The 15,078-nt window shown below is 56.6% G+C and carries 14 protein-coding genes; 4 read left to right on the top strand and 10 right to left on the bottom strand.

Annotation, left to right across the window (positions count from 1 at the left end; all coding sequences use genetic code 11):
• Positions 1-25 precede the first annotated feature (25 nt).
• Positions 26-664 carry an SspB family protein gene (locus AL01_RS06695; RefSeq protein WP_077396705.1) on the top strand — a complete coding sequence of 213 codons (639 nt, stop codon included), beginning with the start codon at positions 26-28 and terminating at the stop codon, positions 662-664.
• 15 nt (positions 665-679) lie between these two features.
• Complete coding sequence (locus AL01_RS06700) at positions 680-1,795, top strand: AbrB family transcriptional regulator (RefSeq protein WP_143280726.1); 1,116 nt, start codon at positions 680-682, stop codon at positions 1,793-1,795.
• A 77-nt stretch (positions 1,796-1,872) separates the two neighbouring features.
• Here AL01_RS06700 and AL01_RS06705 read toward each other — a convergent pair whose 3' ends face one another.
• Together AL01_RS06705 and AL01_RS06710 are read right to left on the bottom strand one after the other, a co-directional pair.
• Positions 1,873-2,739: a glycosyltransferase family protein gene (locus AL01_RS06705; protein WP_077396707.1), complete on the bottom strand. Its 867-nt coding sequence runs from the start codon at positions 2,737-2,739 to the stop codon at positions 1,873-1,875.
• Between the two features lie 81 nt (positions 2,740-2,820).
• On the bottom strand, positions 2,821-3,039 hold the full coding sequence (locus AL01_RS06710) for a hypothetical protein (protein ID WP_077396708.1): 219 nt from the start codon (positions 3,037-3,039) through the stop codon (positions 2,821-2,823).
• 289 nt (positions 3,040-3,328) lie between these two features.
• Between AL01_RS06710 and AL01_RS06715 the strand changes: the two genes are divergently transcribed.
• Positions 3,329-4,498, top strand: coding sequence for a transglycosylase SLT domain-containing protein (locus AL01_RS06715; protein ID WP_077396963.1), 1,170 nt, complete (start codon positions 3,329-3,331; stop codon positions 4,496-4,498).
• A 19-nt stretch (positions 4,499-4,517) separates the two neighbouring features.
• Positions 4,518-5,075 carry a DUF1643 domain-containing protein gene (locus AL01_RS06720; protein ID WP_077396709.1) on the top strand — a complete coding sequence of 186 codons (558 nt, stop codon included), beginning with the start codon at positions 4,518-4,520 and terminating at the stop codon, positions 5,073-5,075.
• Positions 5,076-5,133: 58 nt separating this feature from the next.
• Here the strand turns inward: AL01_RS06720 and dld are convergent, their stop codons facing one another.
• The 8 genes from dld to AL01_RS06760 all read right to left on the bottom strand — a co-directional run bounded on the left by dld (position 5,134) and on the right by AL01_RS06760 (position 15,053).
• Entirely contained in the window at positions 5,134-6,849 is a 1,716-nt protein-coding gene (gene dld / locus AL01_RS06725) for a D-lactate dehydrogenase (RefSeq protein WP_077396710.1), read from the bottom strand.
• A gap of 173 nt (positions 6,850-7,022) precedes the next feature.
• Positions 7,023-8,942, bottom strand: a complete 1,920-nt coding sequence (gene mutL / locus AL01_RS06730) for a DNA mismatch repair endonuclease MutL (protein WP_077396711.1) — start codon at positions 8,940-8,942, stop codon at positions 7,023-7,025.
• A gap of 60 nt (positions 8,943-9,002) precedes the next feature.
• Positions 9,003-9,539 carry a DUF3035 domain-containing protein gene (locus AL01_RS06735; RefSeq protein ID WP_077396964.1) on the bottom strand — a complete coding sequence of 179 codons (537 nt, stop codon included), beginning with the start codon at positions 9,537-9,539 and terminating at the stop codon, positions 9,003-9,005.
• Positions 9,540-9,618: 79 nt separating this feature from the next.
• Positions 9,619-10,155 (bottom strand): signal peptidase II, encoded by a 537-nt coding sequence (gene lspA, locus AL01_RS06740; protein WP_077396712.1) that lies wholly within the window; start codon positions 10,153-10,155, stop codon positions 9,619-9,621.
• Positions 10,152-13,121, bottom strand: a complete 2,970-nt coding sequence (gene ileS, locus AL01_RS06745) for an isoleucine--tRNA ligase (RefSeq protein WP_077396713.1) — start codon at positions 13,119-13,121, stop codon at positions 10,152-10,154. Before ileS ends, lspA begins: the two co-directional genes overlap by 4 nt.
• A gap of 70 nt (positions 13,122-13,191) precedes the next feature.
• Positions 13,192-14,124 (bottom strand): bifunctional riboflavin kinase/FAD synthetase, encoded by a 933-nt coding sequence (locus AL01_RS06750; protein ID WP_077396714.1) that lies wholly within the window; start codon positions 14,122-14,124, stop codon positions 13,192-13,194.
• A 48-nt stretch (positions 14,125-14,172) separates the two neighbouring features.
• Complete coding sequence (locus AL01_RS09510; protein WP_077396715.1) at positions 14,173-14,457, bottom strand: twin-arginine translocase TatA/TatE family subunit; 285 nt, start codon at positions 14,455-14,457, stop codon at positions 14,173-14,175.
• 101 nt (positions 14,458-14,558) lie between these two features.
• On the bottom strand, positions 14,559-15,053 hold the full coding sequence (locus AL01_RS06760; protein WP_241502750.1) for a CHAP domain-containing protein: 495 nt from the start codon (positions 15,051-15,053) through the stop codon (positions 14,559-14,561).
• Positions 15,054-15,078: the final 25 nt, after the last annotated feature.

Raw genomic sequence — 15,078 nt, forward strand, 5'->3', positions numbered from 1 at the left:
ATGTAACAGGTGATGGTGCTGCTCCATGAGTGACGATACCAACGGTTCCGACGGTTTTGATCCTTCCATGCCAACCAGTCTCCTCCCTTACGATCGCTGGATGGAAGAAGCCCAGCGTGCCGTCATGCTCAAGGCACTGGACCATGTCAGCGAACATGGCCTCCCCGGGGATCACCACTTCTACATGACATTTCGCACCAACGTTCCGGGGGTGGATATCCCCTCCCGCCTGAAGGAACGCTACCCGGAAGAAATGACCATCGTTCTGCAACATCAGTTCCAGAATCTCACAATAGACCACACAGCCCGCACCTTCTCTGTCGGGCTATCTTTTGGGGGGATTCCCAGCACGTTGCATATCCCCCTCAAGGCTATCACGGCTTTTGCAGACCCACATGTCCACCTTGTCATGCATTTTACCGCCCGTCCCGATGTGGCAGACAACAGTGCATACGAAGAAGAGAACGATGCCACTGTGGCAGAAGTCCACACACTTCGCCCGCTGACCGAGGAACCCAAAACAGAAGCCACAACACAGGGGCCTGAGGGGACGGCAAGCCACAGCCAGAGCCACGAAGGGGCAGAGGTTGTCAGTCTGGCGGCTTTCCGCAAAAAGCCTTCAGACAGTGAACCCTCCGGAGCCCCTGATGACAGGAACAGCTAAGCAGGGGCGGGGCGTGTGACCCTCTCGTCACCTTCTTGGCGGTCCTACGGGGTACGCTGGTTAGGGCTGCTCTTTTTTTCTGCTCTGATTTCAGGCCTCTTCCTAATGCTGCACCTAACGGCAGGCATGATGTTGGGGCCGATGGCGGCAGGCATTATCATGTCTGTCAAAAATCGGGGCGTTACCATAAAGCCCGTTTTCTTCACCATGGCGCAGGCCATTCTGGCCTGTGTGGTCGTCAATAGCCTGACATTTTCTGTTCTCCATCACATCATGTCTCACTGGATACTGGTTCTTTTCAGTGTCCTGTCCGTCATTTTTGTTAGTTTTACCACAGGGGCCTGTCTGGCCTGGTTTGGGGTCATGCCCGGGACGACAGCCCTTTGGGGGACGTCACCGGGAGCAGCCTCCACCATGGTTATGCTCTGCGGGGCGTTTGGGGCCGATACAAGGCTGACAGCCTTCATGCTCTATTTCAGGGTCATCATGGTCGCTGTTGCCACGTCCCTGGTCTCCTGGATCGTCATACGCACAAGCCACCCCTCCCATATGCCTATGCCGGTCCGGGGAGACCTTCTACCTACACTGATTCTGATCGCCGTTAGCACGCTAGTAGGGTTAAAGCTGCGCTCACCTGCTGCTACGCTGTTACTCACCATACTAACTGGTGCTGTTGCCCAATTGAGCGGCTTATTCCAGATCAGCGCACCATTCTGGATCCGCATCCCAGCCTATTTGACCATAGGCTGGTCCATTGGTCTGCGCTTTACAGCCCCCATCCTACGCTATGCATTGCGATCCATCCCAGCCGTTGCTCTATCCTCGGCAACGCTCATCGCCAGCTGTGCCTTACTGGCCCTTCCCGTAGCCCATTTCGCCCATATTGATCTCCTTAGTGCCTACCTAGCCACAAGTCCGGGCGGACTAGATACTATCATCGTCATCAGTGCCAATATTCCTATTGCACTGCCCTTTATTATCGCTATGCAAACAGCCCGCATGTTGGCCGTCATCACACTAGGCCCGGCTATAGCCCGCCCCCTTGGCCGCTGGCTGGAACGCCATATACGCACACCCGCTTCGACTGAGCATACCGAAAAGCTGGCACAGCCATCCTCAACAAGCGACTAATGAGTCTAACTGACCTCTTATAAAAAAACCCTCCACAAGGGAGGGTTTTCCTACATCTCACACCACGTTGGAGAAGATCACTCCTCAATGCGCAATGCGTCAAATTCGCTAACCACGCCGGGTTGATAAGACTGGCGGGCTTTTTCGAGATATTTCTCCCACTGCGGGACATAATAACCATAGCCAGCTGGGTTCTGGAAGAACCAGTGACGCCACGCATGGAAGACATGGTCATGCTCACGATAAGCAGGATCATCCAGCAGATGACGTGCTGCCGGAGGCTTAGCTGCATGGAAGTGCACGATAGTGGCACGGTCATCCACGCCCCAATATGGCTTCCAATTAAAGCGAGCAGAAAGCGGGCTCCACTGAGCATTATAGAAAATACGCAGCAGCTCCTGATCATACCCAGCAACATAGTCCAGGTTATCGCACAGGAAGTCCACCATTGCCGGCAGGTCACGACGCATACGCTCGAGGTTCATCACCATGACACCCGAGTTCATATCCACGTAGTAATCCTGCTTACCGAACTGCCCACAGGCAGCAAAGATTTCCGGCTTGCAGAACTCGACCTGCGGGTCCTTCAGGAACATCACGTCACAATCGGTATACAGGACGTACTGATCCTCCTGCTCCAGCAGGGGCAGCTCCAACCGCATGAAGGCACCAGCAGCAGTGAAGATATAATTAGGCCATTCCGGCTTGAGACGACGCTGCGCCTCCAGCAGGCGGTCATAAAAATGCAAGCGGTGGAAAATGACATTCACCCCCGCAGCACGCATCTCCCGTGTGAAGTCACATTCATTGCCATCAAACACCATGTGCGGAATCAGCGTTGTATTCTCACGAGCCGACTGCACAGCAGCCCGAATACAGTCGATAAAACCATGGTCAGGGTCGTTGGACAGCGTTTGCTCTGTAATCGCAAAAAACCACTTCATTCCTTAAAACTCCCCAATGCCCAGTCTCTTAAAATACTATGATTGTTCATTCACTACGCCTCGATTCCAGCCAATACTTCATCACCAATTTCTGGAGATCAGCCAGAACTCCTCAGAAGTCAGAGTCACCGTCCCCTGCCCTGCTGTTTCTGCCGCAGCTTTAGCAAGAGCATGAATACGCTCGATTAGAATCGTTTTACGCTGGTGCGCTTCAGACACTTCCTTCTCCCCGGCCAACGTCTGCAAGGCCAACTCGGCAGCCCGGGCGACCCGGGATGCATCCAGCGCAGCATAAGACATGCTCTCGTACCTCAATTCCCATCATGCAACCAACGACCAGTTACAATAGGCAGCAACACCAAACACCACCTCTACCGCAACATAATCAGCGCCACAGTAAGCCGGTTGCCCCTCCTTTTTCAATCCCCCGCCCCGCTATTAAGCCTCTTTTATAACGTGATCTTTACTTATAAAAACCAGACATCTCTCTGCCTCCCTCTACTCCCGTGATAGAAAAACAAGCTTTGTGCATGTTCCCGTTCAGGAAGCCCTCATGATACGCACTGCCCCGTGTTCCTCTTCCCTGCGTATGGTCCGCCTCTGTTTTGCCATGCTGCTACCTGTCTTACTGGCAGCCTGCGCCACACGCACCGGCAGCAATGGTCCGACTATGCCCGTACTAGAAGAACAGGCAGACTATCAGGCCCATGCTCGATCTCACTATACGCCGCCCGGCCCACCCGAAGACCCTTGGGGCCCCTATATTGATGAAGCATCAAGCCGTTTCGATGTTCCAACGGAATGGATCAGGGCCGTTATCCACCAGGAATCTGGGGGGCATTTGTACGACCGTTACGGCAATTTCATTACCTCTACCCCCGGTGCCATGGGGCTAATGCAGATCATGCCACCCGCTTATGATGACCTGCGCACCCAGTACAATCTTGGCCCAGACCCCTACGACCCGCACGACAACATCCTCGCCGGAACAGCCTATATCCGCCAAATGTATGAAATATACGGCTCCCCCGGCTTTCTAGCCGCCTATAATTACGGCCCGGGCAGTCTGGACCATTACCTCCGCCAGAACAGGGCCCTCCCACGGGAGACACGCAATTATGTGGCCGCCATTGCCCCAAAGATCATGGGGATATGGCCACGTCAGCGTTCCCGCAATGACCTCATCGTGGCCCGCCACGACAGGACAGCACGGACCTCCCGCCGGATAGACACAGCCTCCCCGCTGGACGAGGATAACGACACCGCACCCGAATCGGTCGTGCAGACAGCCGAAACACAGGACATCCGGGCAGCATGGGCAGCACGGGGATATTCCGGCCCTCAGTCACGGTCTGCTGCGCCTACCACCCGGCCCCGCCCCCAGCCCTCTGCCCCACCACGGCCTTCCCCGCCCGAGGAGCAGAGAAACACGCTGCGCATCCAATCCATTCCTCTGGCTGACGCCCCGGCTAGTCGGAGAGGAGCCACCGATATGCTGGCCGAATCAACCCATGATTGGGCCATCCAACTAGGAAGTTATGGCGGCGAGAAACAAGCTCTCATGGTCGCGACACAACTGCGCCCCCGCATCACCCCTATTGCGGGTAGTGCGTCTGTGCAGGTCATGCCTGTCCATACAGTCAGAGGCACACTCTACCGGGCCCGTCTAATCAACCTGACACATAGCCAAGCCACCGGAGCATGCAGACGCCTGCACAATACGATCGACTGCATCACCATCCCTCCCAACGCCCCCTGATACATAAAGGATAGAGGCAATGCCGCACGCACCACACCATGTTGGCACGGCCAAGCCGCTGCGTTTGGCCGATGACGTCACCAGCACGGCCCTCTATGCCGGACCCGGTGACTGCTACCGCTATACGCTCAGACGCTCATGGGATGAGGCAAAGCCCTTCATCATGTGGATCATGATGAATCCCTCTGTCGCCACGGAATATGGCGATGATCGTTCTGTAGCCAAATGCCAGCGTTACAGCCGACAATGGGGCTATGGAGGGATGTTTATTGGCAATAGCTTTGCCTATCGCTGCACAGACCAAAAACGCCTGCTGGAGGTAACCGATCCTGTAGGCCCAGAGACGGACCATTATTTACTCGAAATGGCCAGACAGGCTGATCTCATCGTGCTGGCTTATGGCACTCCGCAAGCAAAAGAGCTGCGCTACCGTGGGCCGGAGATCGCTAAACTTCTGCTCAGAGCTGGCCACAAAGTCACAGCCCTGCGGCTGAGCCGCAAGGGCCATCGCCCTGAACATCCCCTCTATCTACCTGCACATCTGACACCCATCCCACTGACGGAAGACGACTTCTAACCCCGCCCCCACCACGCAGGCAGGCAGGACCTCCCCTATAAGGAGGCCCTATCTAACTTCAGACGCTTTCGGCGGCCCAGTTCTTCTTTTTTGTCTGGCGGCCAATGCCGGGGTTCAGACAGTTACAGGGGTCGAGTGACCGGTAATGGTCGGCCATACTCTGTGGTGCATGATAGAGATGGCCCACATTATGCTCGGCCGGGTAACGGGCACCCCGCTTATCCAAGATCGGCCACATAAACCGCTGTTCGACATCCATAGGGTCTACACCGGGCTTGACGACATAATCCTGATGCATGACATGGCAAAGAAAATGCCCGTAATAGAGCTTCAGTACCAGCTGATCATCCACTTCTGGCGGCAAACGCTCCAGCCATTCCCAATCATTCCGGCGCAGCGCAACATCTAGTGCCATCATACCACCAGTACTCTTGCCATGAACGGCAACATACCTGTTGGCAGCCCCTGCCGCTGCGAACCGATGCAGAAAGGCCAATGTACCTTCCTGTGTCGTACATTCAAAAAATGCCCCTTCCGCACCCTGATCATCCGCAAAGAAGCTCTTCAACCACGGGCGAACCTGCTGAGCCAAAGTACCCGAAACACGCAGCATGAGATGATGATCATATTTCCTATGATAATCCATCATGCGCGCCGGAACTTGCGAAGGCAGAAAGCGACTACCAAACTGCATAAGCAGGTCGCTCAGACCATCCGGCAGCCATGAAATACGTCGCGCAAAGGAATCCACCCATGCCTTCATACGGAACATAAGCGGCAGATATTTCGTCCCCAGAAAGCGGATCAACGCTACCGTATCCCGGCCATATTTATCGGCAATGGCAAAAGCATCACGGTGCATATATTCGCCAGCAATCGGCAGCTCTTCAAACGCTGTCAGCAGGTGGCGACGGACCTTCTCCAGCGTATCCGTCTTGTTACTGCCGATATAGAAGACAGCCGTATCCTGTGCTGCAGGGAAGGTATCCAACCGCACAGCGAAGACAATCAGCTTACCTGCATTGCCAGAGGCCTCGAATAGACGGCCTGGATCGGCATTGTACCGCCCCGGCGAAGCCTCATCGACCTGACGGATACGGTTAACATAATCATCATCATGGGCCTTCTGTTCACCCGACCAGTCCACATCATCCGGGCTGTAACGGCCGTGCTCCAGCGCATCCAGCACTGATTCAGCGACCTCCTCATTTTGGAAACGAATACCCAGATGATTGACCAGATGCAGCCTACCCTCACCATCCACCTGCCCATAAAGGGCCATTTCCGTATAGGCTGGGCCACGCTGTACCAACGCACCACCGGAATTATTACTTACCCCACCAAGGACAGACGCCCCGATACAAGATGAGCCAATGACAGAATGAGGCTCCCTCCCCAGCGGAGCCAGCATTTGCTCCAGCTCGTACAAATCCGCCCCCGGCAGGCAGACGACCTGTTTACCCTCACCCAGAAGCTGAATCCCTTTCAGCCTGCGTGTGCTGATGAGAATAATCGGCCTGTCATAATCGTTACCATCGGGTGTGGAACCACCCGTTAACCCTGTGTTGGAAGCCTGCATGAGGATGATACGCCCAGCTTCCACCGCCAACTTTGCTATGCGCCACAGCTCCACCAAAGAGCTAGGAATGACAACGGCTTCCACCTTGCCATCGCCAAAACGGAACCCTTTACGGTACCCATAAGTCGCACTCTCTGACGTCAGGACATTTCCGGTTCCAACAACAGACTTCAGCTCATCAACAATATCGGCCATTCCATCCTCTTTCCGACCGCTTCTTCCCGATCAGCTCTGCAAAGAAAAGGTCATATCCACGAAATAAGAGGAGATACTACCTCTTCCAATACCCGGAAAACCATAGAGAGATGCTGCAGGACAGCCCATTTCCTTGTCAAAGAAATGTGAAAAAGCCTTCCAGAACCAGACCGTTACTTGGTTCTTCCAAAGAGCTTTTCCAGCCCGTCCTTATCCAGCTTTAACCATGTAGGGCGACCATGAGGGCATGTATTAGCCCGGGGGTGCTGCTCCATCCCCCGTAATAGGGCCTCCATTTCTTCCTGCTTGAGGATACGCCCAGCCCGGATGCTGCCATGACAGGCCATGCGGGCCATGATGGCCTCAAACCGCCCGTCCAAACTATCTGTCTGCCGGGCTGGCAAATCAGGCATTTGGACAAGCTCTTCCGCTACATCACGCAGAAGACCAGCCACATCACTGCCACTCAAAGGCGCAGGCAGGCTACGAACCAGAATACTGCCAGTGCCAAATGGTTCGATCTCCAGACCAAAACGGGCCAGCTCCTCCGCACACTGCGCCAGAGCCTCCGCTGACCCATGTGGTAGGTCCACTACTTCCGGCATCAGCAGGGCCTGCGCCCGCACGGTTCCCTCGGCAAAACGGGCCCGTAGACGCTCATGTGTCAGACGCTCATGCGCCGCATGTTGGTCCGTCAGGATCAGATCCCCATCCGGGGCGATGGACAAAATATAAGTGGCGTGAATCTGACCGATTGGCACACCAAGAGGTTGCGCCGTCTGGCTCTCCTCAACTGGAGATGGTAGCACCTCCCCACACTCACCCGTTGTACTGTCCCAACCCGCAGAGGCAGCATAGTGGCGTTGCCCTTCTTCCAAACCAGACACGGGCGTCTGATCCCGCATGGAAGGAAGCGGCTCCCCTACAGGTGAGGGAGATGAGGACGGAAACCGCCTGACAGATGTCCCAAACCCAAAATCCACCGGCGGTGTCTGAGTGGCTCCCGTATGATCGTAAGAATAGGAGGAACCGGGCACCCTCTGCCCGATTGCGGAGGCTCGGCGGCCAATAATGCCAAGGTCTGCTTGAATGCCACCGCCTTCACCAGCACTACGAGCCAGTGCACGCCCCACCGCCCCAATAACAAAGGCCCGCACCTCGGCTTCATCCGCAAAACGCAATTCTGTCTTAGCTGGATGGACATTTACATCTACCCGATCCAACGGAAGCTGAAGATGCAGCAGTAAAACAGGGAAACGCCCTTTCTCAATCACAGGGCGGTAGGCCACTCGTATAGCGGTTCTCAAAATAGGGTCCATCACGGGGCGATGATTCACCAGCATGAATTGCCCGTTCCCCGTCCGGCGCGTTTCACCCGGCCCGCAGATATAACCGGACAACCGCATGGCCCCTCGCTGCTCATCCACTGCGAGCAGGCCATCCTCCGGCACGTTAAGAACGCTAGCAACCCGGCGGCGGATATCCTGCGGAGGAAGGCTGAAAATCTCCCGCCCGTCCATGATAAAGGTAATGGCACAATCCGGAGCGCTCAATGCCACACGCCGCATGACGGTCTCGGCATGGTTACCCTCCACTCGTGCCGTTTTTAAAAATTTACGGCGGGCTGGTGTAGCAAAGAACAGGTCCCGTACCACAACACGAGTACCCACCGCCCCAGCAGACGGTACCGGCCCCTCGACAATACCGCCCTGCACGGAAAGTTCCCACGCTGTATCGGCTGTCTCTGTCCGTGATGTCAGGAAAAGGCGAGCACTGGCCCCAATGGAAGGCAACGCCTCCCCCCGGAATCCCAGCGTCTTGATGGCGGTCAGGTCATCATCTGGTAGTTTAGAGGTGCAATGCCGTTCCACGGCTAAAGGCAGCTCTTCGGCCTCCATGCCCCGGCCATTATCGCTGACCTCAATCAGCTCGCAGCCGCCACCTCGCAAAATGACTTCAAGCCGGGTTGCCCCAGCATCCAAAGCATTTTCCACCAGCTCCTTGAGGGCAGCAGCGGGACGCTCCACGACCTCACCGGCTGCAATAAGGTCCACAACATGGTTGGAAAGACGACGGATGACAGGCCGTACCACGGTTCCTCCTCAGACAAGGCAACGCAGAACCGACCGGAAGACAGGGACGCAAGCCGTCCCTTACTTGCTGCCACCCTTCCGCAAGGTCGGCGTAGCCCCTTCGGTGAAATTCTGCCCAAGAGCTTCATTCTTCTGGATGCGGCGGTTCTCCGCCTCACCATCCACAACGTTACCAGCCCGGCCACCCCGCCAGAAGAGCAGGCTATCCACAAAACCGGCATCAGCATCGCCAAGCTCAGCATTATTCGGGCTGCGGGCCGCAGATGTAGCACTTTGCACAAGTGCCTTCTGACCGTTACTGTCCGTCCCCTCATTGGGGTGCAGAGCCACATCCGGGTCCAGCGTTTCCAACGCCTGCATACGGGGGCTTTCATCCGGGCGGTTAGCATTAGCAGCACCGGGGAGAGCCAGCTTCTCGGATGGCGGCATAGAAAGAGGTGCACGGGTCGTCACGGTATATTCATCCGGCAGGCTACGCTGAAGGCCAAAACCCCGCGCCACGTCGCTGCCGGAGCACCCAGCCAACGCCAGCCCAAACGTGGCCAGAGCACCTAACCGGACTCCATGACGTATAACTGAAGGAGCAAAAAGCCGCATGACTGGTTCCCGCACTGCACAGACAAAAGGATGCCCAATCCTATAGAGCCTACCCACAATGAGCAAGCTGCTTGTCGCTTTATCCATGTTGGCTACGCCGCTCTACCAAAAAGGAGTCCAACAGCCACAGCCCAACACCACAGACAATAGCAGAATCCGCAATATTGAAGACGTACCAAGACCAACCCCCGACATGAAAATGCAGGAAGTCCACCACCGCTTTATACTGGAGGCGGTCAATCACATTGCCGATGGCACCCCCAATAATTCCCCCACAGGCCAGACTGACTAGCCGACGGCGGGACCGCAGCAGAACAACCAACAGCCCCAGCACCGCCAGTGTGGAAATGATGATGAACAGCCAACGCCCATGCCCGCCGAACATGCCAAACGTCACGGCATGGTTCCACACCATCGTGAAGTTGAGGAAGGGCATCACAGCTACGCTGCCCCGTACTGGCAGCTCCAGCCAATAGAGAATCCACGCCTTGCTCGCCTGATCTACTACCAGAACGACCAGAGCCGTTATCAACCCGATCAGCCGCCACCGTGGCGAAGACGGTACAGAGGGGGAGGATGCACCGCCCCCTGTACCTCCGGTCTCAGTCGACTTCATGCACTTACCGCATCAAAGCAACGCAAGCAGAGATGGCTATGATCCTCATTCTGCCCAACATCCGGCAGGACACGCCAGCAACGAGCACATTTCTGCCCATCCGCACGGCTGACCTTCACCTCATCCTCGGCCTGCCCTTCCCGAACATGAACCTCAGATGCAAGGCTAAGCTCTGCCCAGTCCACACCTTCGGACACCACCTGCTCTTCTGCTGTCAGAGGTAGTTTTACCTGTGCTTCCAACGAAGAACCGATCATCCCCTCACGGCGTGCCCCTTCCAGAGCCGTGGTGACACGGCGGCGGATCTGGCGCAGACTCTCCCAGCGTTCAGCCAGTTCAGGGTCATACCAACCATCTTCCGGCACGAAGAAACGCTCTAGGTGCACACTGCCTTCCTGACCAAAACGGGCCTGCCATGATTCTTCTGCCGTAAAGACCAGAGCCGGAGCCAACCATGTCGTCAAGGCACGGTGCAGCACATCCAACACTGTCCGAGCCGCACGGCGTGTATGGGAGTCCGCCGGGTCGCAGTAGATGACATCCTTGCGGATATCGAAATAGAAGGCCGACAGTTCGTTATTACAGAAATTATGCAGCAGCGGATAAACGCCATTCCACTGATGGGTTTGCACAGCCTCCTGCACACGTTGATACAGCTCGTACAGACGATGCAGGATATACTGCTCCAGCAGCGGCAGAGCCTTACGGGCCTTCAGCGTTGCTTTATGGCGCAGGGCACGAGCGGCCTCATCTGGGACCAGCTTGTCCAGCACGACATCCACCGGAGCGGAGACATCATCCCAGCCCAGCGGCAGAGCCTCAGCCTCCGTAAAGCCCTCCAACGCCCCGAGCAGCCAGCGCAGCGTATTCCGCACACGGCGATAGAGTTCGCCCTGCTGCTTGAGGATCTCCTTGCTGATCCGCAGATCTTCATTAGTATCAGAGTTCAGAACCCACAGGCGCAGCACATCCGCACCCAGTGTCTTCGTCACGTCATCAGGCACGATGGTGTTGCCGAGGGACTTGGACATCTTGCGCCCCTGCCCATCTAGCACAAAACCATTCGTCACGACCGCCTTGTAAGACGCCGCACCTTCTGCCCCCACGCTCTCCAACAGGGAAGACTGGAACCACCCACGATGCTGGTCGGACCCTTCCAGATACAAATCAGCCGGGTAGTTCACGCCATCCTGATGCAGGACAAAGCGATGGCTACATCCACTCTCGAACCACACATCGACAATATCGAAGACCTGATCATAATCTTCCGGGTTGCGACCTTCACCGAGATAGACAGCGGGGTCCGTATCGTACCACGCATCCGCCCCACGCTCCCTGAAGCTCTGTACAATACGAGCCATGACGTCCGCATCCCGCAGGACCTCACCGGTGCGTTTCTCCACGAACACGGCAATCGGCACGCCCCACGACCGCTGACGGGAGATGCACCAATCTGGCCGCTGCTCGATCATGCTTGTCAAGCGGCGGCGGGAGCTGGCGGGAACAAAGCTAATATCATCAAGAGCCTTCAAGGCCCGCTCACGCAGGCCGGGTCCGCCTTCATCCCCTTCACGGGGTTCCATCGCGATGAACCATTGTGGCGTAGCCCGGAAAATCACCGGCTTCTTGGAACGCCATGAATGTGGGTAAGAATGGACAATCTCAGCACGGGCCATCAGACCACGGGCCGGAGTCTTTTCCTGCTGTGCCTGTTCCCGTGCCTGCGTCAGCAGGTCACAGACGGGCTGCGTAGCCTTGAAGACATGGATGCCCCCTAGTTCCGGCATCCACTCAACATAGGTTCCGTTATCGCAGACCTCTTCTGTCACTTCCACACCGTGGGCACGACACAGCATAAAGTCGTCATGCCCATGCGCAGGGGCCATATGCACCAACCCGGTACCAGCATCAGTCGTAACGAACTCACCAAGCAGCAGCGGCACGTCATAATCAAACCCACGCCCTCGCAACGGATGGGCGAACACGGCCCCTTCCAATGCGCTGCCGGGGAGAGTGTGCAGAACCTCATGCCCGCTGATGCCAGCCCCAGTCAGGAAGTCCGCCAGACGGTCCTCGGCAATAATGAGCTTTGCATCAACCGGTACGAGGCTATCCTCGTTTACAGCCGTAACACGGATGACATTGTAGGTGATGTCCGGCCCAGCGGCGAGCGCACGGTTGACGGGGATCGTCCACGGGGTCGTGGTCCAGATCACTGCCGATGCACCAGAAAGGAGCTGCCCCTCTGTCGGGTCTTTCACATTAGGGAAGGCCACGAACAGGGTTGTTGATGTGATGTCGTGATATTCGACTTCGGCCTCGGCCAGAGCGGTCTTTTCAACCGGACTCCACATGACAGGCCGCAGCCCACGATAAAGGCGACCATTCAGCAAGAATTTGCCGATTTCCTCGGCAATCTGTGCCTCGGAGGAGAAATCCATCGTCACATAACGATTATCCCACTCCGCCTGAATCCCCAGACGCTTGAAGTCCTCCCGCTGAGCTTCCACCCATTTTGCGGCATAGTCCCGACATTCTGCACGGAACTGAAGAACCGGCACGGCATCCTTGTCCTTGCCCTTCTTGCGGTATTCTTCCTCGACTTTCCACTCGATTGGCAAACCGTGGCAGTCCCAGCCCGGCATGTAGCGCACTTCTGCCCCGTTCATGCGCTGGGCACGGTTGATGACGTCCTTCATCACCTTATTGAGCGCATGGCCGATATGGATATGCCCGTTGGCATAGGGGGGGCCATCATGCAGTGTAAAGACGGAATCCGCTTTGCGTCCAGCTTCTGCTATCCGGCTATCCAGCCCTATTTCCGCCCAGTGGGCCAGCATGTCCGGCTCCCGCTTAGGCAGGTTGCCCCGCATGGGGAAAGACGTTTTGGGCAGGAAGACCGTCTCCCGGTAACGCTCCTGCTGCTCACGGAAAACGGTATCGGTCTTTTCTACAGGCTCAGACATGGGATAGGTGCGCCAGCTCTCAGTACGGAATAAAAATACCTGTACTTATGGAGAGAGGGTACCGTCCCGGTCAACCCCCTGTCTTGCCAAGCACCTGCTTCGCCTGTGCCGCATCAACGGCGATCTGGGTCTTCAGCTCTTCAAGGGAGGCAAAGCGTTTTTCGTCCCGCAGCAGAGCAACCAGCTCTACACCCAGTATCTGGCCGTACAGGTCTTCATCCAGATCGAACAGATGTGCCTCCAGCCGACTTTCCCGCCCATCATTAATGGTTGGGCGGCGGCCAAGATTGGCCACACCGGGAATCAGCCTGCCATCCGGCATCTGTACCCGCACGGCGTAAACGCCTCTGGCTGGCTCCAGATGTTCACCCAGAGCAATATTTGCCGTGGGGAAGCCCAGAAGCCGCCCTCGCTGATCCCCTTTGACGACCTCTCCCGTAATAGCCCAGTTACGCCCCAGAAGCTCCGCTGCTTTTTCTGGATACCCTTCCTGAAGGAGACGACGTATCCGACTGGAGGAAACGGGCCCGGCGACATCCGCCAGCTGCGGAACAATACTGACACCAACGCCATGCTCGACCAAAAGCTGCTCTAGAAAAGCAACATCACCTTCCCGCCGATGCCCAAAAGCAAAGTCCGCCCCACAGGCCACATGCGCCACATGCAGCCCCTCTATCAGCACATCCCGTACGAACGCCTCAGCCCCAAGATGGGAGAAAGCATCATCAAAATCTGCCTGCACGATACAGCTTACGCCCTGCTCCTTCAAAGCAGCGGCACGCACCTCCGGCCGCATGAGGCGGAAGGGCGGGTCCTGCGGCCGAAAGAAAGAACGGGGGTGAGGCTCGAAGGTCAACACGCCCAACCGGCAGCCGGGACGGGCCATCTTCAAGCTCTGGAGTAAATGGGCATGGCCACGATGCACACCATCAAAATTTCCCAGAGCGACAGCCGCCCCCCAATAGGAGCGGGGCACGGCCCGCCAGTCTGTGCAGAAAGTCATAGCGGCATTATCGGATCGTCATGTACAGCAAAGGCCATCCTATGCGGGTCAGTGAGTATGGCGACTCTCATCGTCAGCCATGCGAACATCCTGCTGCTGATGCGCTGTCGTACCCGGCTGCTGGCTGGTCTGCTGCTCTGACGGAGGAGAAAGACGCTCATCTGCCGGCTTCGGAGCGGCACCATCCCGGTCATCTTCAGCCATACCCTTCTTGAAGGATTTGATCCCCTTGGCAAAATCACCCATCAAGCTGCTGATCTTGCCGCCACCACCGAACAGCACCAGCACAATAACGGCAAGAATTATCCAGTGAATCGGACTCATGCTGCCCATAGGACCATACTCCCTGATAAGGTTGAGGCGTTCTTCATGTGGCAGGGGCGTGTAGATTGTGCAACCCCTCAGGCCATGCCCCTTTTCATCTCGGAGGCATCCTAACGCATTGGCAAAATAAAACCATAGGTCAGATACGCACGCCTGCCCATACTTCCGGCAGGAGCCCACCAGACCCGGACAGATGACCAATCCCCCCGTGGAGAGATATCCTCTACTGGCACGCCATGTTCAACCCGCCCACCAACCCAGTTGGCTTGGTCCACTTCAATTTGCCGCCTTGTACGGATGCGCCGTACGACCGAGACATGCCCGTCTGGGATACGGGAGCTCGACCGGAAAACCAGCACACTCCCCGGCTGCGGCCTATGGCTGCGCTGATAATGGCCTCTTGCCTCCCACCACCAGCTAGCAGCCCGCCCCCGCAAATTGATTCCACTGACCTGTCGTGCATAAGGCGCACACTGCACCGGCCCATGATACGACCCAACGGAGCTGCACGCACCAAGAGTGAGGCAGAATACAAAGCATACAACCTGCCACCATCTGAAATGGCCTGCCGTTACCTCTTTCGCTACATGCCTAGCTGCAATCACAACGGCCTTGCTCTTTCTGCCTCGT

This window comes from Bombella intestini (assembly GCF_002003665.1).
GTDB lineage: Bacteria > Pseudomonadota > Alphaproteobacteria > Acetobacterales > Acetobacteraceae > Bombella > Bombella intestini.